Origin of the sequence: Falsiroseomonas selenitidurans, assembly GCF_012103215.1 — a bacterium.
GTDB classification, from domain to species: Bacteria; Pseudomonadota; Alphaproteobacteria; order Acetobacterales; family Acetobacteraceae; genus Falsiroseomonas; species Falsiroseomonas selenitidurans.
Map to the genome: position 1 here is coordinate 1 of NZ_JAAVNE010000059.1, position 21,566 is coordinate 21,566.

Here is a 21,566-nt window from a genome sequence, read left to right on the forward strand (position 1 = left end):
CGCGCCGCGGCGGTGCCGGCCGCGGCGGTGCCGGCGGCTGCCGCGCCGGCGGTGGCGGGCGCCGCCTGGGTGCGCTGCATCTGCGTGGCGCCGCCCGGCGCCGTGGTGGTGGGAGGCGGCGCCTGGTAGGTGCGGGTGCCACGGCTGCCGGAGGAGAATCCTCCGCCGCGACGCGCTTCGGCCAGCGCCGGGGCGAGGGCGAGGGCGACAACCGCGATGGCGGCCATGAAGGATGCTGTGCGGCGCATGGTGGGGTCCGTGGCTCCGATCTGGGTTTCCTGGATTTAATATAAGGCCGGCAGGGCGGAATTGCGATGCCCCCCCCGCGCCGCATCGTCGCGGCGTCCGGCCGGGTCAGTCCGGGCCTGGCGAGGGCAGGTCCAGCGCCAGCAGCAGCCCGCCGGGCGCGGCCGCCTCGATCCGCAGCGCGCCCTGGTGCAGTTCCGCGATCCGCTGCGCCACGGCGATGCCGAGGCCCGAGCCCTGCAGCCCGCGCGACAGCCAGGCGGAGGGCGCAAGCGGCGCCCGCAGATCGGCCAGCGCGCCCTCCGCCAGGTCCAGGCTGGGGCAGGTCAGGCGGATGCTGCCGGGCTGGCCGGCACCGTCGATCCGGATGCGGGAATCGGGCACCGCCAGCCTTGCCATCTCGCGCAGCGCGCAGGCCAGCGCCTCCGCCGCCATGGCGGGGTCGGCAAGCAGCGGCAGGGCACCCTCCAGCGCCGAGGTGACGACGACGATCCGCTGCCGCTCCAGCACCGGCGCGGCAAGGATCAGGGCGGCATCGATCAGCCGGCGCGGCGCCACCACCCGCAGGCTCATGCGGCGGGCCATGTCGTCCAGCCGGGCGAACAGCGTCGCATCTTCCAGCAGCACCAGCAGATGCTCGGACGCCGCCTCCATGTCGCGCAGCCAGTCGAGCCGATGGGCCATGGGCGCACCGGCCTCCGCCTCCGTCCGCAGCAGGCCGGCGAAGCCGGAGACGATGCCGATCGGCGTGCGGAACTCGTGGTTCATCGCGGCGAGGAACCCGGCCTTGGCGCGCGCCGCGGCCTCCGCCTGGGCCTGGGCGCGGCGTGCTTCGGCCTCCGCCGCCTCGGCCCGGCGGCGCGCCGCCAGCAGCCCTTCCTCGTAGCGGCGATAGGCGGTGGCATCGAACAGCGAGGTGCGCACCAGCATGCCCTCCCCCGCGCCAGGCCCCCTGGGGTCCGGTACCAGGTGCGAATGGGCCAGCACCGGCAGGCGCTGCCCCTCGGCGCAGGCAAGCTCCAGCGCCACCGCCTCCACCGGCCCGCCGGCGCGCAGCCGGGGGGCGTGGCGGGTCTCGTGCATGATGCGGCCCGGCGGGGTCAGCAGGTCGCGGAAGCGGCCCGCGCCGGCGGCCGCGCCGGGCCCGATCCAGCGCAACAGCGTCCGGTTGGCGCGCAGCACCGCGCCGTCCTCGATCCGCCAGGAGACATAGCCGCAGGGCGCATCCTCGTAGAACGCCTCGAGGCTGTCCGCGGGGTCTGCCGGCGCCACCTTCAGCGCCCGTCCGACCCGATCAGGTCGCGCAGGAAATGCCGGATGGCGGCCGCCGTCTCGGCCGGCGCGGACAGGTGCGGGCAGTGCCCGGTGGCGGCCAGCGTCACCAGCGCCGCATCCGGCAGCCGGTCGCGCATGTAGGCGCCGACGGCGGGCGGGGCGATCGGATCATCCTGGCATTGCAGCAGCAGGGTGCGGGTCCGCACCCAGGGCAGGTCGGCACGGTTGTCGGCGGTGAAGGTGGCGCGGGCGAAGCCGACGGCCACGGTGGGATCCAGCCGGCAGAAGCGCTGCTCCAGCTCCGCCGCCAGTTCGGGCTGGTCCGGGTTGCCCATGATGGTCGGGGCCATGGCGGCGGCCCAGCCCTGCTGGTCGGCCTGCAGCAGGGCGAGCAGCGCCTCGATATCCTCCGCCGAGAACCCGCCGACATAATCGCCCTCGTCGATGTAGCGGGGCGAGGGGGTGATGAGCACCAGCCGGCTGAACAGCGCCGGGGCGCGCGCCGCGGCCAGCAGGCCGATGCTGGCGCTGACGGAATGGCCGATGAAGACCAGCGGGCCCTGGTCCAGCGCGCGGCAGATCGCCAGCAGATCCTCCGCATAGCCGTGCAGCGTGGCGTGGCGCTGCGGGTCGAAGGGCGCGGCAGCGCCGCCGGCGCCGACATGGTCGAACAGGAAGACGCTGAAATCCTCGGCCAGCCGCGGCGCCAGCAGGCGCCAGATCGACTGGTCGCAACCATAGCCATGCGCCAGCAGGACGGGCACGCGCCCGCGGCCCATCCGGCGGACATTGTGCTGGTTCAGGGAGAGATCTGACAGCAACCGCTACTCCGGATCAGGAGCCGGGCCAGGGAGCCACGGCACGCCTTGCTTTTACCGCAACGCTGTTAACCGCACCTGTCGGAAACCTTCACGAACCGGTGCGGGCACAGGCTGGCCCGGCCCGCCGGGCCAGCCTGCCGCTCAGGCGCCCGCCAGGGTCAGCCCCTCCACCCGGATCGTCGGCGCATCCGTGCCGCGGCGGAATTGCAGGTCATCCGCCGCCACCATGTTCAGGAAGATGTCGCGCAGATTGCCGGCAATGGTGATCTCGCTGACCGGTTCGGCCAGCGCCCCGCCGCGGATCATGAAGCCGGCGGCGCCGCGGCTGTAATCGCCGGTGACGCCGTTCACCCCCATGCCGATCAGGTCCGTCACATACAGCCCCTCCGCCACATCGGCCATCAGCGCCGCCGGGCTGGCGGCGCCGGGCTCCAGCCACAGATTGCTCGGCGCCGGGCCGGGCGGGCCGCCGGTGCCGCGGCTGGCATGGCCGGTGGAAACCAGCCCCAGCTGCCGGGCGCTGCGCCAATCCAGGATCCAGGTGGTCAGCACGCCATCCTCGACGATGGCGCGCGGCGCGCCGGCCATGCCTTCCCCGTCGAAGGGGCGGGAGCGCAGGCCGCGCGGGCGCCAGGGGTCGTCGCGCACCGTCAGCCCGCGCGCCAGCACCTGGGTGCCGACCCGCCCCGCCAGGAAGGAGGTGCCGCGCGCCACCGCCGCGCCGTTGATCGCCCCCAGCAGGTGCCCGAGGAGGGAGGCGGAGACGCGCGGGTCGAACAGCACCGGGATGCGCGCCGTCTTCGCCCGCACCGGGCCCAGCCGGGCGATCGCCTTTTCCGCCGCGCGCCGGCCGATCGTCGCCGGGTCGCCGAGATCGGCCAGGTGGACGACGGAGGACCATTCATAATCCCGCTCCATCCCCGTGCCCTGCCCGGCCAGTGCCGTGCAGGACAGGGAGTGGGAGGTGCGGCTGTACTGGCCGGCAAAGCCCGCGCTGGTCGCCAGCGCCACCTGGATGCGGCCCCAGCCGGCATCGGCGCCCTCGCTGTTGGTCACGCCCGGCACCGCCAGCGCACTGTCCTCCGCCGCCGCGGCGCGGGCGATCAGCGCCGCCGCCGTCGGCTCCGTGGCATCCGCCAGGTCCAGCGGCGCCGCATCGCGCGGCGGGTCGAACTGGTCGGCCAGGCCGCCGAAGGGATCCTCCGGCACCACCTTCGCCATCGCCACGGCGCGTTCCGCCAGTGCGGCGAAGCCCGCCGGGTCGTCGCGGGTGGTGGAGACGATGGCCTGGCGGCGGCCCAGGAAGACGCGCAGCCCGATATCGAAGCCCTCCGACCGCTCCAGCTGCTCGATGCGCCCGAGGCGGCGGGAGACGGAGAGGGATTCGTTGCGCACCTGCAGCGCATCCGCCGCATCCGCGCCGGCCCGGCGGGCGGCGGCGACGAGGTCGGAAAGGTGGTTCAGGTCACTCATGCTCGCTCCGCATCCCGGCCTTCGGCCGTATCCTGGCCCTTCGGCCGTGCCCATCGCCGCGCAGGCCCCAACAACCACACCCGGCCCGGCCAGGCCAGCCCGGCGCGGCGGCGGGTCAGGCCGCCACACCTTCCCGCGCCGCCATCCAGTCCAGCGCCAGGTCGAACAGCATGGCGCTGCCGATGGGCTGGCGGGCCAGCGCCGCCCAGGGCTGCGGCGGGCGCCAGGCGGGCGGGATCCGCCCGCGGACCGCCGAATCCTCCCCGCGTTCGCGGCACCAGGCCTCCGCCACCGCGGCGGCTTCCGCCACCTGCCCCTTCACGCCGAGCAGCCCGACCAGCGCATAGGTGGTGCCGCGCCGATAGGACCGGCCGCCGGCCAGCTGCCGTGCAAGGTCCAGCGCCGGGGCGTGCTCGCCCACCGCGATCGCCAGGAACAGCAGCGCCAGCTGGCAATGCGGGTCCCAGGGCAGGCCGAACTCGGCCATCAGCTGCCGCACCGCCTCCGCCGGCGGGGGCACCCCCGCGGCCAGCAGCCGGTGCAGCTGCCCGCCCGGGGTCGCGAACTCCTGCGCACCGGGCAGCGCCCAGGCCGGGGCGGCGCCGGTCTCCACGAAGGCGGCCAGGGCCGGCGCGGCCAGGCGGATCGCCTCCGGCCGGTTCAGATCGGCATGGTCCAGCGTCGGCAGCCCCAGCGCCTGGAAGGGCACGCCCAGGGCGTGCCAGCGTGAGGCCGAATCGTTCAGCACGGTGAAGGGCATGGGCGGGCGCCGGCCGACCAGCAGCATGCGCCCGGGCCGGTCGGCGCTGCCGGCGACCAGTGCCTGCATCGCCGCTTCCGCCGCCCCCTTCCCCGGATGCACCGGGTAGGCATCGATGGCGATCACCCGCCCGGGCCGCCAGGCCCCCGTGGCCAGGATGCGGTCCACCAGCCAGGCCAGGTAGCCGGCCACCGAATAGCCGACCAGCGCGTCGGGCCGAAGCCAGTCCATCGCGGCCATCTGCCGGGCGATCTCCTCCGCGCAGGCCAGCCAGGCCGCGTCGTCCAGCAGGGTGCGATCGTCCAGCTCCGCGCTGAAGCCCCAGATCTCATGGTCCGGCAGCGCGTTGGCGGCGAGCATGGCGACGGGCGCCAGATGGCCGCGGAAGCTCGGCATGCCCAGCACCACGCCCTTCGACAGGCCGCGCGCATGGCGCAGCCGCTGCAGCGTCACCCGCCCGGCGGCCTGGAAATGGCCAGGCAGGGGGGGCGCGATGGGGGGGGCGGGCGAGGTGGGCGCGGCCTGGCGCGCCAGCAGCCGGGCCAGGCCGCGCGGCGTGGGATCGCCCAGGAAGGCAGCCGGGCTGAGGGGGCGGCCGGTGTGGCGTTCCACCGCCAGGGTCAGGTCCAGCAGCTTCAGCGAATCGCCGCCGAGGGCGAAGAAATCCGCCGAGGGCTCCACCGTGGCGACGCCCAGGATCCGCGCCCAGGCGGCCTGCAGCTCCGCCGCCAGGCCATCCTCGGCAGCCGGCGGCGCGGGGGCGAAGGGGGCGGGGTCCGCCGGCAGAAGCGCCAGCAGCGCCCGGCCATCCACCTTGCCGCCCGGCAGCAGCGGCAGGTCCTGCACCGCCAGGAAGCGGGCGGGCACCATGTAGCGCGGCAGCCGTGCCGCCAGCCAGGCGCCAGGATCGGCCGGTGCGCCCGGCGCCATCACCAGGAAGGCGACAAGCTGCGTCGCCCCCGCCTGGTCCCGCGGCTGCACGGACACCTGGGCACAGCCCGGCATGCCGCGCAGCGTCGCCTCGATCTCCAGCAGGGAGACGCGCTGGCCGTTCACCTTCAGCAGCCGGTCGCGCCGCCCCTGCACCACCATGCAGCCATCCGGCAGCAGCCGCACCACATCGCCGGTGTGGTACAGCCGGCGCCCGCCGCCGCGCGGGTCGGGCGGGAAGCGGGTGGCGTCCACCCGCCCCTCCACCCAGTCGCCCAGCGCATTCAGGCGCGAGCTGATGACCAGCTCCCCCGCCTCCCCCTCCGCCGCCGGGCGGCCTGCCTCGTCCAGCAGCAGGAATTCCGCCACCGGGTAGATCCGGCCGTTCGGCACGAGGGCGCCGGGGGGCAGCGCCTCGGTCCGGTCGGACCAGAAGAAGATCATGCTCTCCGTGCTGCCATACAGGTTCTGCACCGCGCAGGCCGGCGGCAGGTGCGCGCGGGCCAGCGCGATGTCGCCGCGCAGCAGCGGTTCGCCCGCGAAGCGGATGCAGGCGGCCTGGCGCAGCGCCGGCGCGGCCTCCGGCATCGCCGCCACGGTGCGGAACAGCGAAGGCGTGAACCGCAGATGGTTCACGCCGAAGCGGGCGATGGCGCCGAACATGCCGGACAGCCCGCCCTCCCGCATGTCGTGCAGGCACAGCGTGCCGCCGCGGAACAGGAAGACCAGCGCGTGGTGCAGCACGCCGAAATTGGCGTGGGACCCGGCGATCATCACCGTGTCGCCCGGCTCCACGCCCATGACCATGGCGGAGCATTGCACCTTCGCCTGCACTGTCTCCTGCGCATAGACCACCAGCTTCGGCTGGCCGGAGGAGCCGGAGGTGGCGAAGAGGAAGGCCGGCACCGCCGCATCCAGCCCGCCCGGGATGAGCGGCATCGGCGCCAGCGGGAATTCCGGGCTGAGGGCCGGGATCGCGCCCGCGGCCTGCACCGCCGCCGCATCGCCGTCATGCAGCACCAGCGCCGCGCCAGCTGCCGCCAGCAGCGCGGCGTTGCGCGCGGGCGGGTTGGCCAGTTCCACCATCAGCATCGGCCGTCCCGCCGCGGCGCAGGCAAACCAGGCGGCGATGTAGCCCATGCCGGCGGGCAGCAGCAGCGCCACCGGCCCCGGCGGCGCCGCGGCCGCGCGGATCGCCGCCGCCAGCGCGCCGACCTGCCCCAGCAGGTCGCCGAAGCTCACCCGCCCGGCCGCGGAGACGATGGCCAGTTGCTCCGGCTGCCGCGCGGCCACCTGCGCCAGGCTCTCGCACAGCGTCATCGCCAGCGCCCCGGCCGGCGGCGCCGGCAGGGTGGAGCGGCGCCAGGCGGCCTCCGCCGCCAGCGGATCGGCCGCCGCCACACTCATGCCGCGGCCCCCGGCAGGGCAAGACCCGCCGGCCAGCGCACCGGCACCGGCACCACCGGCGTGCGGGCGAAGGTGGCCGTGGTGATGAGCACCGGGACCGGCTTGCCGCCCTGCAGCCGGAATCCCACCTGTCCCGTCTGCGCCCGGGTCGCGGCGCCGGGGAAGGGGCGGAAGGACAGGAAATCCTGGCTCGCCACCTGCAGCAGCCGGATGCCGCCCGCCGCCTCGATCAGCCCGCGCAGTTCCTGCCACCAGGCCGCCTCCGCCGGGGCGTAGCGCGCCAGGCGCAGCCGCGCCTCCGCTTCGGTGCAGGGGCGGCCGAGGAAGCGTTCGATGTTGTGATGCGTCGCCGGGTCGATCGCCGCCGCCGGGGGGATCGGCACCTGGTCCATGCGGGCGGCGAAGTCGCCGCGCTGCGACTGCACCAGCAGCCGTACCTGCCCCGCCGCGCCCAGTTCCGCCGCCATCGCCGCCAGCGCCCGCGCATAGGCTTCCGTGCGTGCCGTCGGGATGTCGTTCACCCAGGCCGCGACGCCGTTGTTCAGCACGATGTGGTAGACCATGCCGGGCGGGTAGACCGCGGCAAGCCGCTGCTTCAGCCGCGCGATCATATGCAGGAACAGCAGCTCCGCGGTCCCGGCCTCGAACCCCAGGGGGCGGGAGAAGTCGGGCCGGGTGGTGGCGTGGTAGCCGCCATTGTAGCTCATGAAGAAGGCGATGGGCGCGCCGCGTTCCACGGAGGCGGCCAGGGTGCGGCGCAGCCCCGGCAGCAGGTGGGCGACGCGGCCGCGGGACTGGTGGTTGAACGCATGCCCCAGCAACACGCGGAGGATGGCCTCCACCGGGTCCGCATCCGGCACCCCGTCGCCGGGCGGCGCAGCGAAGGCGTCGCGGGCGAAGGCGGCGCAATCGGCCAGGTATTCCGAGATCCGGGCGCCGGCCACGCCCATCGGGTCGTCTGGCACCGGCAGGGCTTCGGCCTGCGGCACCGGTTCATGGATCAGCGCCAGGTCCGGCTCCGCCATCGTCCCCATCGTCAAAAAGGACGGCTCCGCCTCGGGACCCGGGTTCGGCGACGTGGCGCGGGCGGAGGGTGGCGCGGCCGTCATGTTCCGACCCTATCCAGACGCTTCCCCCTGCGTCAATCGCGCGGCGGCCGGCGCGGTCAGGCCGCGAGCCGCTCGGCGATCGCCGGCAGGCCGGGCACCTTGCCGGCCGGGCCGAGCGCCGCCAGGGTCGGCGCGCCGCGGAAGGCGAGCGCCGCGGCTTCCTGCACGTCGGCGACCGTCACCGCGGCGATGCGCGCCTTGGTTTCCTCGGTCGGAATGATGCGGCCATGCACCTGCAGCTGGCGGGCCAGCTGCTCGCAGCGGCTGCCGGTCGATTCCAGGCTCATCAGCAGGCTGGCGCGCAGCTGCGCCTTGGCGCGGTTCAGCTCCTCCACCGTCACGTCGTGCTGGACCCGGCGCAGCTCCTCCAGCGTCACCGGCACCAGCTCCTCCGCCTGGTCCTCCCCGGTGCCGGCATAGATCGCGAACATGCCGCCATCCTCGAAGGGGGAGGCGAAGGAATAGATGGAATAGACCAGCCCGCGCCGTTCCCGGATCTCCTGGAACAGGCGGGAGGACATGCCGCCGCCGAGCAGGGTGGACAGCAGCTGGGTGGCGGTGTGCAGCCGGTCCGTCGCGGCGACGGAGGGGAAGCCCAGGCACAGATGCACCTGGTCCAGGTCGCGCTCCTCGCGGAACTCGCCGCCGGTGTAGCGGGCGGCCTCCATCACCGCGGGCCCGGTCACCGGCAGGTCGGCAAAGTGGCGGCGGGCAAGCTCCAGCAGGTCCTCATGCTCCAGCGCCCCGGCGGCGGCCACCACCATGCGGCTCGGGCCGTAATGGCGGCGCATGTAGCCGGTCAGCGCCTCCCGGCTCATCGCCTGGATCGTCGCCTCCGTCCCCAGCACCGGGCGGCCCATCGCCTGGGCGCCGTAGGCGGTGGCCTGGAAATGGTCGAACACGATGTCGTCCGGCGTGTCGTTGGCCTGGCCGATCTCCTGCAGGATCACGCCGCGCTCGCGCTCCAGCTCCTCCGGCACGAAGGTGGAATGGCACAGGATGTCGCCCAGGATGTCGGCGGCCAGCGCCACATCCTCCTTCAGGATCTTGGCGTAGAAGGCGGTGTTCTCGCGGGAGGTGTAGGCGTTCAGGTGGCCGCCCACATCCTCGATCTCGCGCGCGATGGCCGCGGCATCCCGGCGTTCCGTGCCCTTGAAGGCCATGTGCTCCAGGAAGTGGGAGACGCCGTTCTCCGGCGCCGCCTCATGCCGCGTCCCGGCATTCACATAGGCGCCGATGGAGACGGTCTCGACCCGCGGCATCTTCTCGGAGACCACGGTCAGGCCGCTCGGCAGCCGGGTCAGGCGGATGGCGTCGTTCATCGTGTGTCGGTTTCCTTCGCCGCGGTCAGGCGGCGTTGCGCAGCGCGTGGCGCCGCACGAAGGCCTCGACGGCGTCGAGGTCCGCGGGCAGGCGGGAGAAACGCTCGGGACGCTCATATAGGTCGGCCAGGCGCGGTGGCAGGGGGGCCTCGATTCCGGTGGCCTGGCGCACCGCCTCCGGGAACTTGGCCGGATGCGCCGTCGCGGCCACCACGATGGGGATGGACGGGTCCGCGGGCGGGCTGGCCAGCGCGGCGGCGGTGCCCACCGCGGTGTGCGGATCGGCCAGGTAGCCCTGGCCGTGCAGCCGGGCGATTTCCGCCAGGATGCCCTCATCGCCCAGGGTGAAGCCGCGGAAGATCCGCGCCGCGCTGTGCCAGGCCTCGTCCGGGACCGGCATGCGGCCTTCGGCGCGGAAGCGGCGCATGGTCTGCGCAGTGGCCGGCGCGTCGCGGCCCAGCAGTTCGAACAGCAGGCGCTCGAAATTCGATGAGACCTGGATATCCATGGACGGGGAAAGCGAGGGCTCCACCGCGCGCATGGTCATGTCGTTGGCCGAGAGGAAGCGCGTCAGGATGTCGTTGCGGTTGGAGCCGATGAGCAGCTGCGCGATGGGCAGCCCCATGCGCCGCGCCGCCCAGGCCGCCAGCACATTGCCGAAATTGCCGGTCGGCACGCTGAACGCCACTTCCCGGTCCGGCGCGCCCAGCGCCAGGGCGGCGGCGACGTAGTAGGGGATCTGCAGCGCGATGCGGGCCCAGTTGATGGAATTCACCGCCGAGAGCTGCATCTCCGCCCGGAACGGCGCATCGGCGAACATCGCCTTCACCAGGTCCTGGCAATCGTCGAAGGAGCCATCGATGGCGAGGTTGGCGATGTTGGGCGCCAGCACCGTGGTCATCTGCCGGCGCTGCACCGGGCTGGTGCGGCCCTCGGGGTGAAGGATCACCACATCCACCGTGGCGCGGTCGCGCAGCGCCTCGATGGCGGCGGAGCCGGTGTCGCCGGAGGTGGCGCCGACGATGGTCACCCGCTGCCCGCGCCGCGCCAGCACATGGTCGAACAGCGGGCCGAGGGCCTGCATCGCCATGTCCTTGAAGGCCAGCGTCGGGCCGTGGAACAGCTCCAGCGCGAAGACCCGCGTGTCCAGCTGCACCAGCGGCGCCACGGCGGGGTGGCCGAAGCCGGCATAGGCCTGGCGCAGCATGGGCCGCAGCGTCGCCTCGTCCGGCTGGCCGCCGGTGAACAGCGCCAGGATGCGGGCCGCGAGGTCCGGATAGGGCAGGCCGCGCAGGCCGCGCCATTCGGCGCTGGTCAGCACCGGCCAGGTCTCCGGCACGAACAGGCCGCCATCCTCGGCGAGCCCCGCCAGCAGGACGCCTTCGAAGTCGCGCGGCGGGGCCTCGCCGCGGGTGGAGATGTAGCGCATCGGCCCTGAATAGCCCGCCGCGCGGCAGGCCGCGAGGGGGCTGTCGCCGGGGGCTGCCCCCCTGGCGGCGCAGCGCTGCCGGCTATTCGGCGGGCAGGTGCCCGACCTCCGCGAGGAAGGCCTCCACCAGCGCGTTGAAGGCGGCGGCGTGCTCGAAATAGGCGGAATGCCCGGCATCGGGGATGGGCGCGACGCGGGCGCCGGGGATGTCCGGGGCCATGGCGGTCAGTGCGAAGGGCGGGATCACCTGGTCCTGGCCGCCGGGGATGAACAGCACCGGGCATTGCGCGGCAGCGAGGTCGGCGGGCGGGCGGCGGCGCATCTCCCCCATCCGGGCGCGCACCGCTTCCTTGTCGAAGCCGGTCGTCAGCTTGTCCAGCTGCGCATAGAGGTGGTGCAGCGCCGGGTTGCGCCGCGCCAGGGCCGGGCCGCCGGCCGGCACGATGTTGTGCGCCAGCATCCCCGCCCGCGCCGCCATGGCCTGCGCCTGCCAATCCGCCAGCAGGCCCCGCTCCGGCTCCCGCATCTGGCGCGGGTCGAGCGAGCCGGTGGTCGCCGCCAGGACCAGGGCGCGCAGGCGGCCGGGCCGGGCCAGGGCATACTCCACCCCGGTCCAGCCGCCCATGGACTGGCAGACGAGGGCGATGTCGCCCAGCCCCAGATGGTCCACCAGCGCCGCCAGGTCGCCGGCGTATTCGCGCGGATCCGGCCCGCCTTCCGGCGCGGTGGAGGGGAAGAAGCCGCGGTGGGAGAAGCTGACGCAGGTGTAGCGCGGCGCGAAATGCGCCACCTGCTGGAACCAGGAGAGGAAGCAGCCGCCCAGCCCATGCGCGAAGACCAGCGGCGGGCCGCTGCCGGCGACTTCATAGGCGATCTCGCAATCGGGGCGGGTCAGCGTGCCGCGCTGGCGCGGCGGGGCGATGAAGGGCATGGCGGGGCCTCCCGGCTTGATGCCGGCAGGCTACAGCGCCCAGGGGCCAGCGCCAGGGGTGATGCGCCCTGGGGTCATGGAACGGGCATGATGCGCTCGAAGCGCTGTTCCCTCACGCGCACGCCCCAGCTGGTGTCCGGCGCCTCCGCCACCAGGTGGAAGCCGTGCTGCTCATACAGCCGGCGCGCGGCATCCAGCCCGGCGAAGGTGGTCAGCCAGAGCGGCCCGAGACCGCGCGCCTCGGCGAAATCCAGCGCCGCGCGCAGCAGCCGCCTGCCGGTGCCGCCGCGGGCCGCCTCGTCCAGGATGAACCAGCGGATCCGCGCCGCCGGCCGGGCGCGGCCATCCAGCGCGATGCCGCCTACCACCGCACCTGAGTCCGAGAGCGCGAGGAAAAGCCGGCAATCCGGGTGCGGCAGGACCTGCGCGAAATCGCCCAGCCCCGCGGCCACCTGCGCCTCGAAGGCCAGGCCGAAGCCCCAGTGGCGGCCATACCAATCGGCATGCAGGGCGATCAGCCGGGCCAGGCAGCCGGGCACCGGCTGGTCAGTGAGGCGCGGCACGGTCAGAAGCGCTTCAGCAGCCGGTCGATATAGTCCAGCTCCTCCTGCGGCCGGGTGCGTTCGGCGCCGCGCTTGCGCAACTCCTCCTGGATCCGGCGGGTGCGCAGCAGCTCGGCCTCGTCCGGCACGCGGGTGTCGCTGCCATTGTCCTGGGCGCCCGGCACTTCCCGCGTCGCGCGGCCCAGCGGGTCGCGGCCCTGGCCCTGCTGCTGCGCCTGGTCGTTGCCGTCGCCCTGGCCGGTGCCCTCCCCCATCATCTGGCCGGGGCCCTCGCCCTGCTCGTCGCCCTGGTCGCCGGGGCCGAACTGGCGCTGCATCTGCTGCGCCATCTGGCGGCCGCCTTCCTGCAATTCGCGGATCGCGGTCTGCTGCGGGGTGCGGGCGTCGCCGCCCTGGCTCAGCGCCTCCTGCGCCTCCCGCATCGCCTGGTCGGCGCGGCCGAGGGGGGCGGGGATCTCGCCGGTGAGGTCGCCGAATTGCTGCATCACCTCCCCAAGGGCGCGGCGGAGCGCGCGCTGGGTGCGGGCCTCGCGTTCCGATTCGCTGCGCGCCGCCGCCTCCGCCGCGTCGCGCTGCTGCTGGCGCTGGGCGTCCTGGGCGGGGTTGGGGCGGGACCAGGGGGCGCGGTTCTGCAATTGCTGGGCGCGGCGATCGGCCTCCTGCCGCTCCGCCTCCGCCTCCGCCCGCCGGTGGCCGCTGTCCAGCATCCGGGTCTGGCGCTGCACCATGTCCTGCACCACGCCCATCTGCTGCTGGCCGCGCTGGCGCTGCTGGCGCTGGCGGTCCGCCGCCTCGCTGCGGGCGGAGCGGCCTTCCTGCAGGGCCCGCAGCATCTCCTCCAGCTCCGCCAGTTCACGCTCCGCATCCTGCGGGCGGTCCTCGCGATTGGCCTCGCGCATCCGCTCCGTGCGGCGATCCAGGTCGCGGCGGTCCATCAGCCGGTTCTGCGGGTCGGTGGTCATCGACTCCGCGTTTTCCTGCTGCAGGCGCTCGGCCATCGCCTCCAGGTGCCGGCGGATCGCCTCCCGCAATTCATCGATTCGGCGTTCGGTCTCGGTGCGTTCGGATTCCTGCCGTTCCGGCGTTGCCTCCGGATTCTGCGCGCGCTCCTGCTGGTCGCGCATCGCCTGTTCCAGCGCCTCCCGCAGGTCGGCGCGCGCCTGTTCCAGGGCGCGGGCGGTGCGGTCGGCGCGGCCTTCCTCCAGCGCCAGCGCCGTCTCCCACAGCGTCTCCTGCACCTCGGGCACCGCTTCCGGCCTGCTGTCCAGCTCCAGCCGGTGGCGGGCGCTGCGCAGGGCGAGGAAGGTGATGGTGTCGTGCTCGAAGGCGTCCGGCGCCTCCGCCAGCGCGTCGAGTGCCGCCCAAACCGGCGCCCGGGCCTCCGGGTCCAGCGACAGCGCCTTGCGCTGCGCGATCAGCGCCTGCGCCACCGGGTGGGTGAAGCCGCGTTCCGGCAGCAGCAGCGTCGCGGCCTGCGACCGGCCTTCCTGCCCGGCGCCGTCGCGGGCGATCAGCTGCAGGCGCACCTCCAGCCCCGCCCAGGGATGCGCCGAGAGGTCCGGGCCGGCGGTGCCGCTGGCCTGCCGCGGCTGCATGGCGGGCAGCGTCATCTCGATCGGATGCGGCGGGGCCTCGGGGCGGGCCACCAGCTGCATGGCCGCGGCCAGGGCCAGCACGCCCCAGTCATCCTCCACCCGCCAGGGCAGGCGCAGCGCCAGGCCGCGCGCGGCCCGCGCCGGCGGTTCGGTGAATTCGGCGATCGGCGGCTGGTCGGCCTGCACCGTCAGGGTCCAGCCCGCCACCTCGAACCCGTCGCGGCGGATGGCCAGCCGCGCGCCCTGTTCCAGCACCGCCTCGGCGGCCCAGGACCGCGCATCGAGCGCCCGGAAGGGGGTCGCGCTGGCGCCGAGTTGCAGGTCCGGCGTGCCGCCGCTGCCGCCCGAAAGCGCCACCTGCAGCCGGCTGCCCTGCGGCACCGTCAGGCTGCCGCCGGCGGCATCGAGGAAGATCGGCGCGGCACCGGTGTAGGCGGGCGGCGTCACCCAGGCTTCCAGCCGCAGCGCCGGGGCGGCGGCGGCCAGGCCGAATTGCGGCACCAGCGCCAGGCGCAGCCGTTCCGGTGCCTCCCCGCCCGCCGCCACCAGGGCGGCGAACAGCGACAGGCCCAGCGCGGCGCGCAGCGCGATCGGGTCGCGCCGCGCCAGGCCGGGCCGCGGCAGGCCGACGCGCAGCGCGCGGATGGAGGCGGTGGCGCGGCGGCGATGCGCCTCCCACAGCGCCAGCGCCATCGGATCATGGCCGGCCGGGCGGTCCGCCAGCGCAGCCAGCGGCCGGTGCGAGAGGCCGGAGGCCGCTTCCAGGCGGCGATCCGCCTCATCCCGCCCCGGCACATGCAGGCCGCGGAAGCCGCGCCAGGTGGCGAAGCCGATGCCGGCGAGGAAGCCCAGCGCCAGCAGGCCGCGCGCCCAGGGCGGCAGCAGCAGCGGCAGCCCCAGCAGCGCCAGCAGCAGGAACAGCCCCAGCACGCCGAGTGGCGGCCAGAGCGCGGGCCAGAGCAACTCCCACCCCAGCGCCAGCCGCGCCAGGCGCCGACGCTGCGGCAGGTGGCGAAGCGGTGCCGGGGGGCGGCTCATCGGGCCATCCAGGGCGGCAGGGCCTGGCCGGCCAGCAGCGCCTCCTGCGTCTGGCGTTCCCGCACCAGGGCGAAGCGGTCGCCCTCGACCAGCACTTCGGCGGCCAGGGGACGGTTGTTGTAGGTGCTGCTCATCGCCGCGCCATAGGCTCCCGCATCCAGGAAGGCGACGAGGCTAGCCGGTTGCAGGCTGGGAAGGCCACGGTTTCGCGCAAAGGTGTCCCCGCTTTCGCAGATCGGCCCGACCACGTCGGCGGGCGCCAGCGGGGCGGTGAAATCGGCCGGCGCGACGGGCAGGATGCCATGCCAGGCCTCGTACATGGCGGGCCTGACCAGGTCGTTCATCGCCGCGTCCAGCACCAGGAAGCGCCGCCCCGCGCCCTGCTTCTGCAGGATGACGGAGGCCACCAGCACCCCGGCCGGCCCGGCGATCCAGCGCCCGGGCTCCACCATCAATGCAACGCCGAGATTGCCCAGCGTGGCGGCGATGGCGCCGGCCAGGGCCGCCGGGTTGGGCGCCGGCTCGTCCCGGTAGGGGATGCCGAGGCCGCCGCCGCAATCGACGCGCTCCACCACCAGCCCCTGCGCCCGCAGGCTGCGGACCAGGTCCGCCAGATGGCCATAGGCGGTGCGGTAGGCGCCGACCCCGGCGGTGATCTGGCTGCCGATATGCACCGCCAGCCCGACGGGGCGGATGCCGGGCAGGCCGGCCATGCGGGCATACAGCGCCGGCGCGTCGCCGATGGCGATGCCGAACTTGTTCTCGGACTTGCCGGTGGTGATCTTGGCGTGGGTCTTCGCATCCACATCCGGGTTCACCCGCAGCGCGACGCGCGCCGTGCGGCCCATGGCGGCGGCCGTGGCGGAGATCATCGCCACCTCCTCCGCGCTTTCCGCGTTGATCTGCTGGATGTCCTCCGACAGCGCGAGGCGGATCTCGGCCAGGGTCTTGCCGACGCCGGAGAACACGATGTGCGCGGCCGGGATGCCGGCGGCGCGGGCGGCCCGCAGTTCGCCCTCGCTGACCACATCGGCGCCGGCGCCCTGGTCGCCCAGGGTGCGCAGCACCGCCAGGTTGGGGTTCGCCTTGACCGCGAAATGCACCTGCGCGTCCAGCCGCGCCTCCGCCAGCGCGCCCTGCAGCGTGGCCAGGCGGCGCCGCAGCGTGCCGGCGGAATAGGCCCAGACCGGCGTGCCATGCGCCGCGGCGATGCGCGCCAGCGGCACCTCCTCCAGCATCAGCCCGGCCAGCGGGTCCATGCGCAGCTGCGGGCGGATGGCCAGCAATTCGGTGAAGGAAGGGTCGGGGTCGGGGTGAAGCAGGGGGGCGGGTGCGGCCATGCCCCTATTCTGGGGGCGCGGCCGCGACCCGCCAAGCGGTTCCGGCTCCCGTAGCCGCCGCTTCAGTAGCCGCCGCTTCAGTAGCCGACGGTGAATCGCGCGCGCGGGTGCGCGGGATGTTCGATCTCATCCACCATCGCGATGGCATAGTCGGCGAAGGAGATGGAACTGCCCTGCGCATCGGCCAGCAGCTTGTCCCGCCCCAGGCGGAAGCGGCCGGTGCGCGGCCCCTCGAAGAACAGGGCGGAGGGCGAGAGGAAGGTCCAGTCCAGCGCCTTCTCCTGCCGCAGGCGTTCCAGGAAGGCGGCCCCGGCCTCGGCCTCGGCGCGGTAGATGGCGGGAAAATCCGGCATGTCGATCAGCCGCAGGCCCGGCGCCACCTCCAGGCTGCCGGCGCCGCCCACCACCAGGTACCGCGGCACCTGCGCCTGCCGCACCGCGCCGATGAGCACCGCCGCGTCGCTGTGCAGGAAGTGCACGGCGCTGACCACGGCCTCATGCCCGGCCAGCAGGGCGGCGAGGCCGTCGCGGTCCCCGGCATCGCCCGCGCGGGCGGTGACGCCAGGCAGGGCCGGCACCTTCCCCGGATTGCGGACGATGGCGGTCACGGCGTGGCCGCGGGCGGACAGCTCCGCCAGGATCTCGCTGCCGGCGCGGCCGGTGGCGCCAATGAGGGCGATGCGCATGGTCTGTGTCTCCTCGGATCCCGGAGTGGTATCCAATGGAAACCAGATGCCCTTTTGACGTGTTGCTGCAAAGAAGGCACCTTTGGCTCACCTGGTTACCCGGTGGAGACCGCCATGCTCGTGCCCGACACCTATGCCGCCAACTGCCCCACCCGCCTGGTGCTGGACCGGATCGCCGACAAATGGGCCGTGCTGGTCCTGGCACTGCTGGCGCAGGGGCCCTTGCGCTTCAACGCCCTGCGCCGGCGGATCGAGGGGGTGTCGCAGAAGATGCTGTCGCAGACGCTGAAGGGGCTGGAGCGCGACGGGCTGGTGCGCCGCACCGCCTTCCCCACCGTGCCGGTGACGGTGGAATACGCCATCACCCCGCTGGGCGCGACGCTGGCGGAACGGGTGGAGTTGCTGCGCGACTGGGCCGAACAGCACATCGCCGCGGTGCAGGCGGCGCAGGCCCGCTACGACCAGGCGGCCTGATCCCTCTCGACTCCGGTCACGCCGCGGGTGCGGGGCGCAGGCCGAGGATGCGCGCCACCGCATCCTCCAGCACCGCCTCCGGCGGCGGGGTGCCCGGGCCGGGGGGCGGCATCCCGGCCCGCTCCAGCCCCGCCACGCCGTGGGAGATCGCCCAGACCTCCAGCGCCAGCAGCCGAGCCCGGCCCGGCGCCGCATCCCCAGCCCCGGCCGGCGGCAGCAGCCGGGCGATGGCCGAGACCAGGGCGCCGAAACTGTCCCCCGAATCCTCCCGCCGGAGGCTGCGCCAGTCGAACATGGCGCCGTAGTAGCCCGGCTCCTCCCGCGCGAAGGCGAGGTAGGCATGGCCCATGGCGGTCAGCCCGCCGGCCTCGGCGGCCTGGCCCAGCCGGGCGCCGAACAGGGCGAAGCCGCGCCGGCACAGCGCCGCCAGCAGCGCGTCGCGATCCTTGAAGTGGCGATAGGGGGCGGAGGCGGACACGCCGGCCAGGCGGGCGGCCTCCGCCATGGTGAAGCCGTGCGGCCCGCGCTCCGCCGTCAGCCGCCGCGCCGCTTCCAGCAGCGCCTCCCGCAGATTGCCATGGTGATAGCCGCGGCGGGCGGCGAGGTCGGCGGATGTGTCGTCGCGTGACATCCGCCTCTCCTAGCCTCGCCTCAGCGGCTGGGATAGCCGCGCGGGAAGGTGACCTGGTCCGGCGGGCCGGGCGGGCGGATGGAGCCGGCGCGGCCGCAGGCGGCCAGCATGCCGGCCGCCAGCAGCAGGGCGAGCAGCAGCCTCATCCGAGCTTCCCCTGCCATTCGGCCGCCATCCGCGCCACATTCTCCGGCGCCGTGCCGCCGAAGGAGGTGCGGGAGCGGACCGAGGCCTCGACCGTCAGCACGTCGAAGACGCCCGGGGTGATGCGCGGTTCCACCTGCTGCATCTGCCCGAGTGTCAGCCCCGCCAGGTCCACCCCCGCCGCCTCCGCCATCGCGACCAGCTTGCCCGTCACGTGGTGGGCGTCCCGGAAGGGGAATTTCAGCTCCCGCACCAGCCAGTCCGCCAGGTCGGTGGCCGTGGAGAAGCCGGCGCCGGCGGCGACCTTCAGCCGCTCCGGCTGCGGCACCATGTCGCGCACCATGCCGCCGGTGGCCGCCAGGCACAAAGCGAGGGTCTCGGCGGCATCGAAGATGCCCTCCTTGTCCTCCTGCATGTCCTTGCCATAGGTCAGCGCCAGGCCCTTCAGCACGGTCAGCATGCCGACCAGCGCGCCGAACACCCGCCCGGTCTTGCCGCGCACCAGTTCCGCCGCATCCGGGTTGCGCTTTTGGGGCATGATGGAACTGCCGGTGGTGAAGGCATCGGACAGCTTCACGAAGCCGAAATAGGGGTTGGTCCAGATCACCACCTCCTCCGCCAGGCGGGACAGGTGGGTGACGCACATGGCGCAGGCGAACAGGAATTCCGCGGCGAAATCGCGGGAGGCGACGGCATCCAGGCTGTTGCGCATCGGCCCGTCGAAGCCGAGTGCGGCCGCCGTCATGTGCCGGTCGATCGGGAAGCCGGTGCCGCACAGCGCCGCCGCGCCCAGCGGGCTCTCGTTCAGGCGCCTGCGGCAGTCGGCCAGCCGCCCGCGATCGCGGGACAGCATCTCGACATAGGCCAGCAGGTGGTGGCCGAAGGTGGTGGGCTGGGCGGGCTGCAGATGGGTGAAGCCGGGCATCACCGTGCCGGCATGTTCCGCCGCACGGGCGACCAGGGCGCGCATGACATCGGCGATCTGGCGGTCCAGCCCGTCGATCGCGTCCCGCGTCCACAGCCGCACATCCAGCGCCACCTGGTCGTTGCGGCTGCGCGCGGTGTGCAGGCGCTTGCCGGCCTCGCCGATCCGTTCCGTCAGCCGGGCCTCGATGTTCATGTGGATATCCTCCAGCACGTCGCTGAAGGGGAAGGCCCCGGACTCGATCTCGGCGGCGATATCGGCCAGGCCCTGGCGGATCGAAGCCTCGTCCTCGGCGCTGATGATACCCACATGCTTCAGCATGGCGGCGTGGGCCAGGCTCCCGGAAATGTCCTGGCGCCACATCTTGCGGTCGAAGCCGATGCTGGCGTTGATCTCCCGCATGATGGCGGAGGGGCCTTCGGCATAGCGCCCGCCCCAGAGGTCGTTGCTCGCACGCGGTTCGGTCACGGAGGAGGTCTTTCGGTGCAGAGGAATTTCGGGGGCCGCCGCGCCCTGCTGGGCGCCGCAGCCGGCGCGACCCTACTCGCCGCGCCCCCCCCGCGCCAAGCCGCCGCGGCGGCCGGGCTGCAGCGGCTGGTGGAACACCCGCAGCCGGTGCCGCTGCCGGAGGGGCTGGCCTTCACCGATGCGGAAGGCCGGCCGACCGGATTCGAGGCCTTCCGCGGCCAGGGGCTGGTGGTGAATTTCTGGGCCACCTGGTGCCCGCCCTGCGTGGCGGAGATGCCGGCGCTGGACCGGCTGCAGGCCCAGGTGGCGAAGGATGGCATCGCCGTGCTGGCGCTTTCCAACGACCGCGGCGGGCGCGCCCAGGTGGCGCCCTTCTATGAGCGCACCGGGCTCCGCCACCTCGGCATCTGGCTGGACCCGCGCGGCGCCACCGGGCGGGGCTTGCAGGTCCGCGTGCTGCCGACGACCCTGGTCATCGACCGGCACGGGCAGGAGGTGGCGCGGCTGATGGGGGAGGCGGCATGGGATGCGCCGGCCGCCGTCGCCGCCATCCGCCGCCTGACCCGCACCCCGGCCCCGACGACGACGACGACGCGCAGCTGAGACAGGACCACGCATCATGCCCGACGATTCCCTCGCCGCCACCTTCGAGGCGCGGCTCGACAAGCTGGCGGCGCTCGCCGTGCGGGTCGGGCTCAACCTGCGCCCGGGGCAGGAACTGGTGATGACCGCGCCGGTGGAGGCGCTGCCCCTGGTGCGCCGCATCGCGACCCACGCCTACCAGGCCGGCGCCACGCTGGTGACGCCGCTGATCGGCGATGACGAGGTGGCGCTGGCCCGCTACCGCCATGCGGCGCCGGAGGCCTTCGACACCGCCCCCGGCTGGCTGTTCCAGGGCATGGCGGAGGCCTTCCGCGGCGGCGCGGCGCGGCTGGCGGTGGTGGGCGAGAGCCCGACCCTGCTGGCGCAGCAGGACCCGGAGAAGGTGGCCCGCGCCAACCGCGCGCGCTCCATCGCCTATCGCCCGGCGCTGGAGCTCATCACCAGCTTCGCCATCAACTGGAACCTAGTCCCGGCCGCGACGCCCGGCTGGGCGAAGGAGGTGTTCCCCGGCCTGCCGGAGGCCGAGGCGGTGGCCCGGCTGTGGGATGCGATCTTCGCCGCCTGCCGGGTGGATGTCGCGGACCCGGTGGCGGAATGGGCGGCCCACAATGCCCGGCTGCACGCCCGCACGACGTACCTCAACGACAAGGATTTTCTTGAGCTTCGCTACCGCGGGCCGGGCACCGACCTGGTGATCGGGCTGGCGGATGGGCATCTCTGGGCCGGCGGTGCGGAGCCGGCGAAGAACGGCATCGTCTGCAACCCGAACATCCCGACGGAGGAGGTCTTCACCACGCCGCACCGGCTGCGGGTGGACGGCACCGTGCGCTCCACCAAGCCGCTGGCCTACCAGGGCACGCTGATCGAGGATATTCGCGTCACCTTCGCGGAGGGGCGGATCGTCGAGGCCAATGCCGCCAAGGGCGCCGAAGTGCTCCGGAAGGTGCTTGAGACGGATGAGGGCGCGGCCCGGCTGGGGGAGGTGGCGCTGGTGCCGCATTCCTCCCCGATCAGCGCCAGCGGCCTGCTGTTCCGCAACACGCTGTTCGACGAGAACGCCGCCAGCCACATCGCCCTGGGCCAGGCCTACACCACCTGCCTGCGGGATTCGGCGGGGGTGCCGATGGAGCGGCTGGCGGAACGCGGCGCCAATGCCTCGCTCATCCACATCGACTGGATGATCGGCAGCGGCGCGCTGGATATCGACGGCGTCACCAAGGATGGCGCGGTGGAGCCGCTGATGCGGGGCGGGGAATTCGTCGGGGTGTAGGGTCAGTCCTTCTTGGTATACCCCTTTAATGCATCACCAGTGCGGACTCCGTGCGTTCAAGCCGGCAAAAGCTGGTGCTTTGGTAGATCCCACCAAAGCGCCGAGTCTAATGCCACAGTGGGCGCG

General features: G+C 73.9%; 18 protein-coding genes and 1 pseudogene. 3 read left to right on the forward strand and 16 right to left on the reverse strand.

Annotation, left to right across the window (positions count from 1 at the left end):
• The 13 genes and pseudogenes from HEQ75_RS23935 to HEQ75_RS23995 form a co-directional block, all read right to left on the reverse strand.
• Nucleotides 1–248: pseudogene (locus HEQ75_RS23935) on the reverse strand (Tim44 domain-containing protein); the annotation flags it as partial.
• Nucleotides 249–354: 106 nt separating this feature from the next.
• Nucleotides 355–1,518, reverse strand: a complete 1,164-nt coding sequence (locus tag HEQ75_RS28495) for a sensor histidine kinase (protein WP_168034647.1) — start codon at nt 1,516–1,518, stop codon at nt 355–357.
• Between the two features lie 2 nt (nt 1,519–1,520).
• Nucleotides 1,521–2,342 carry an alpha/beta fold hydrolase gene (locus HEQ75_RS23945; RefSeq protein ID WP_209318748.1) on the reverse strand — a complete coding sequence of 274 codons (822 nt, stop codon included), beginning with the start codon at nt 2,340–2,342 and terminating at the stop codon, nt 1,521–1,523.
• Nucleotides 2,343–2,483: 141 nt separating this feature from the next.
• On the reverse strand, nt 2,484–3,815 hold the full coding sequence (locus HEQ75_RS23950) for a TldD/PmbA family protein (protein ID WP_168034648.1): 1,332 nt from the start codon (nt 3,813–3,815) through the stop codon (nt 2,484–2,486).
• 115 nt (nt 3,816–3,930) lie between these two features.
• Nucleotides 3,931–6,912, reverse strand: coding sequence for a non-ribosomal peptide synthetase (locus HEQ75_RS23955; protein WP_168034649.1), 2,982 nt, complete (start codon nt 6,910–6,912; stop codon nt 3,931–3,933).
• On the reverse strand, nt 6,909–8,021 hold the full coding sequence (locus HEQ75_RS23960) for a hypothetical protein (RefSeq protein ID WP_168034650.1): 1,113 nt from the start codon (nt 8,019–8,021) through the stop codon (nt 6,909–6,911). Before HEQ75_RS23960 ends, HEQ75_RS23955 begins: the two co-directional genes overlap by 4 nt.
• 56 nt (nt 8,022–8,077) lie before the next feature.
• Nucleotides 8,078–9,343: a M16 family metallopeptidase gene (locus HEQ75_RS23965; protein ID WP_168034651.1), complete on the reverse strand. Its 1,266-nt coding sequence runs from the start codon at nt 9,341–9,343 to the stop codon at nt 8,078–8,080.
• 25 nt (nt 9,344–9,368) lie between these two features.
• Complete coding sequence (gene thrC, locus HEQ75_RS23970) at nt 9,369–10,772, reverse strand: threonine synthase (protein ID WP_168034652.1); 1,404 nt, start codon at nt 10,770–10,772, stop codon at nt 9,369–9,371.
• An 82-nt stretch (nt 10,773–10,854) separates the two neighbouring features.
• Nucleotides 10,855–11,703 carry an alpha/beta fold hydrolase gene (locus HEQ75_RS23975; RefSeq protein ID WP_168034653.1) on the reverse strand — a complete coding sequence of 283 codons (849 nt, stop codon included), beginning with the start codon at nt 11,701–11,703 and terminating at the stop codon, nt 10,855–10,857.
• Between the two features lie 74 nt (nt 11,704–11,777).
• Nucleotides 11,778–12,266 (reverse strand): GNAT family N-acetyltransferase, encoded by a 489-nt coding sequence (locus tag HEQ75_RS23980; RefSeq protein ID WP_168034654.1) that lies wholly within the window; start codon nt 12,264–12,266, stop codon nt 11,778–11,780.
• Between the two features lie 2 nt (nt 12,267–12,268).
• Nucleotides 12,269–14,899: a TIGR02302 family protein gene (locus tag HEQ75_RS23985; protein WP_168034655.1), complete on the reverse strand. Its 2,631-nt coding sequence runs from the start codon at nt 14,897–14,899 to the stop codon at nt 12,269–12,271.
• Nucleotides 14,896–16,239 (reverse strand): diaminopimelate decarboxylase, encoded by a 1,344-nt coding sequence (gene lysA / locus HEQ75_RS23990; RefSeq protein ID WP_168034656.1) that lies wholly within the window; start codon nt 16,237–16,239, stop codon nt 14,896–14,898. The genes HEQ75_RS23985 and lysA overlap by 4 nt, the downstream gene beginning before the upstream one ends.
• A 77-nt stretch (nt 16,240–16,316) precedes the next feature.
• Nucleotides 16,317–16,925 carry an NAD(P)-dependent oxidoreductase gene (locus HEQ75_RS23995; RefSeq protein WP_168034657.1) on the reverse strand — a complete coding sequence of 203 codons (609 nt, stop codon included), beginning with the start codon at nt 16,923–16,925 and terminating at the stop codon, nt 16,317–16,319.
• 114 nt (nt 16,926–17,039) lie between these two features.
• On the opposite strand from HEQ75_RS23995, the gene HEQ75_RS24000 reads away from it, so the two are divergent.
• Nucleotides 17,040–17,399: a winged helix-turn-helix transcriptional regulator gene (locus HEQ75_RS24000; protein ID WP_168034658.1), complete on the forward strand. Its 360-nt coding sequence runs from the start codon at nt 17,040–17,042 to the stop codon at nt 17,397–17,399.
• A 16-nt stretch (nt 17,400–17,415) separates the two neighbouring features.
• Here HEQ75_RS24000 and HEQ75_RS24005 read toward each other — a convergent pair whose 3' ends face one another.
• From HEQ75_RS24005 to argH, 3 genes are read right to left on the reverse strand one after another with little or no spacing between them, the layout of a single operon-like run.
• Complete coding sequence (locus HEQ75_RS24005) at nt 17,416–18,030, reverse strand: TetR/AcrR family transcriptional regulator (RefSeq protein ID WP_168034659.1); 615 nt, start codon at nt 18,028–18,030, stop codon at nt 17,416–17,418.
• Between the two features lie 20 nt (nt 18,031–18,050).
• Entirely contained in the window at nt 18,051–18,176 is a 126-nt protein-coding gene (locus HEQ75_RS28910; RefSeq protein WP_268887805.1) for a hypothetical protein, read from the reverse strand.
• Complete coding sequence (argH, locus tag HEQ75_RS24010; RefSeq protein WP_168034668.1) at nt 18,173–19,594, reverse strand: argininosuccinate lyase; 1,422 nt, start codon at nt 19,592–19,594, stop codon at nt 18,173–18,175. Before argH ends, HEQ75_RS28910 begins: the two co-directional genes overlap by 4 nt.
• Here argH and HEQ75_RS24015 point away from each other — a divergent pair.
• Together HEQ75_RS24015 and HEQ75_RS24020 are read left to right on the forward strand one after the other, a co-directional pair.
• Complete coding sequence (locus HEQ75_RS24015; protein ID WP_328734819.1) at nt 19,583–20,170, forward strand: TlpA disulfide reductase family protein; 588 nt, start codon at nt 19,583–19,585, stop codon at nt 20,168–20,170. The genes argH and HEQ75_RS24015 overlap by 12 nt on opposite strands.
• A 16-nt stretch (nt 20,171–20,186) precedes the next feature.
• Nucleotides 20,187–21,440, forward strand: coding sequence for an aminopeptidase (locus HEQ75_RS24020; protein WP_168034660.1), 1,254 nt, complete (start codon nt 20,187–20,189; stop codon nt 21,438–21,440).
• The last annotated feature ends 126 nt before the right edge of the window (nt 21,441–21,566 follow it).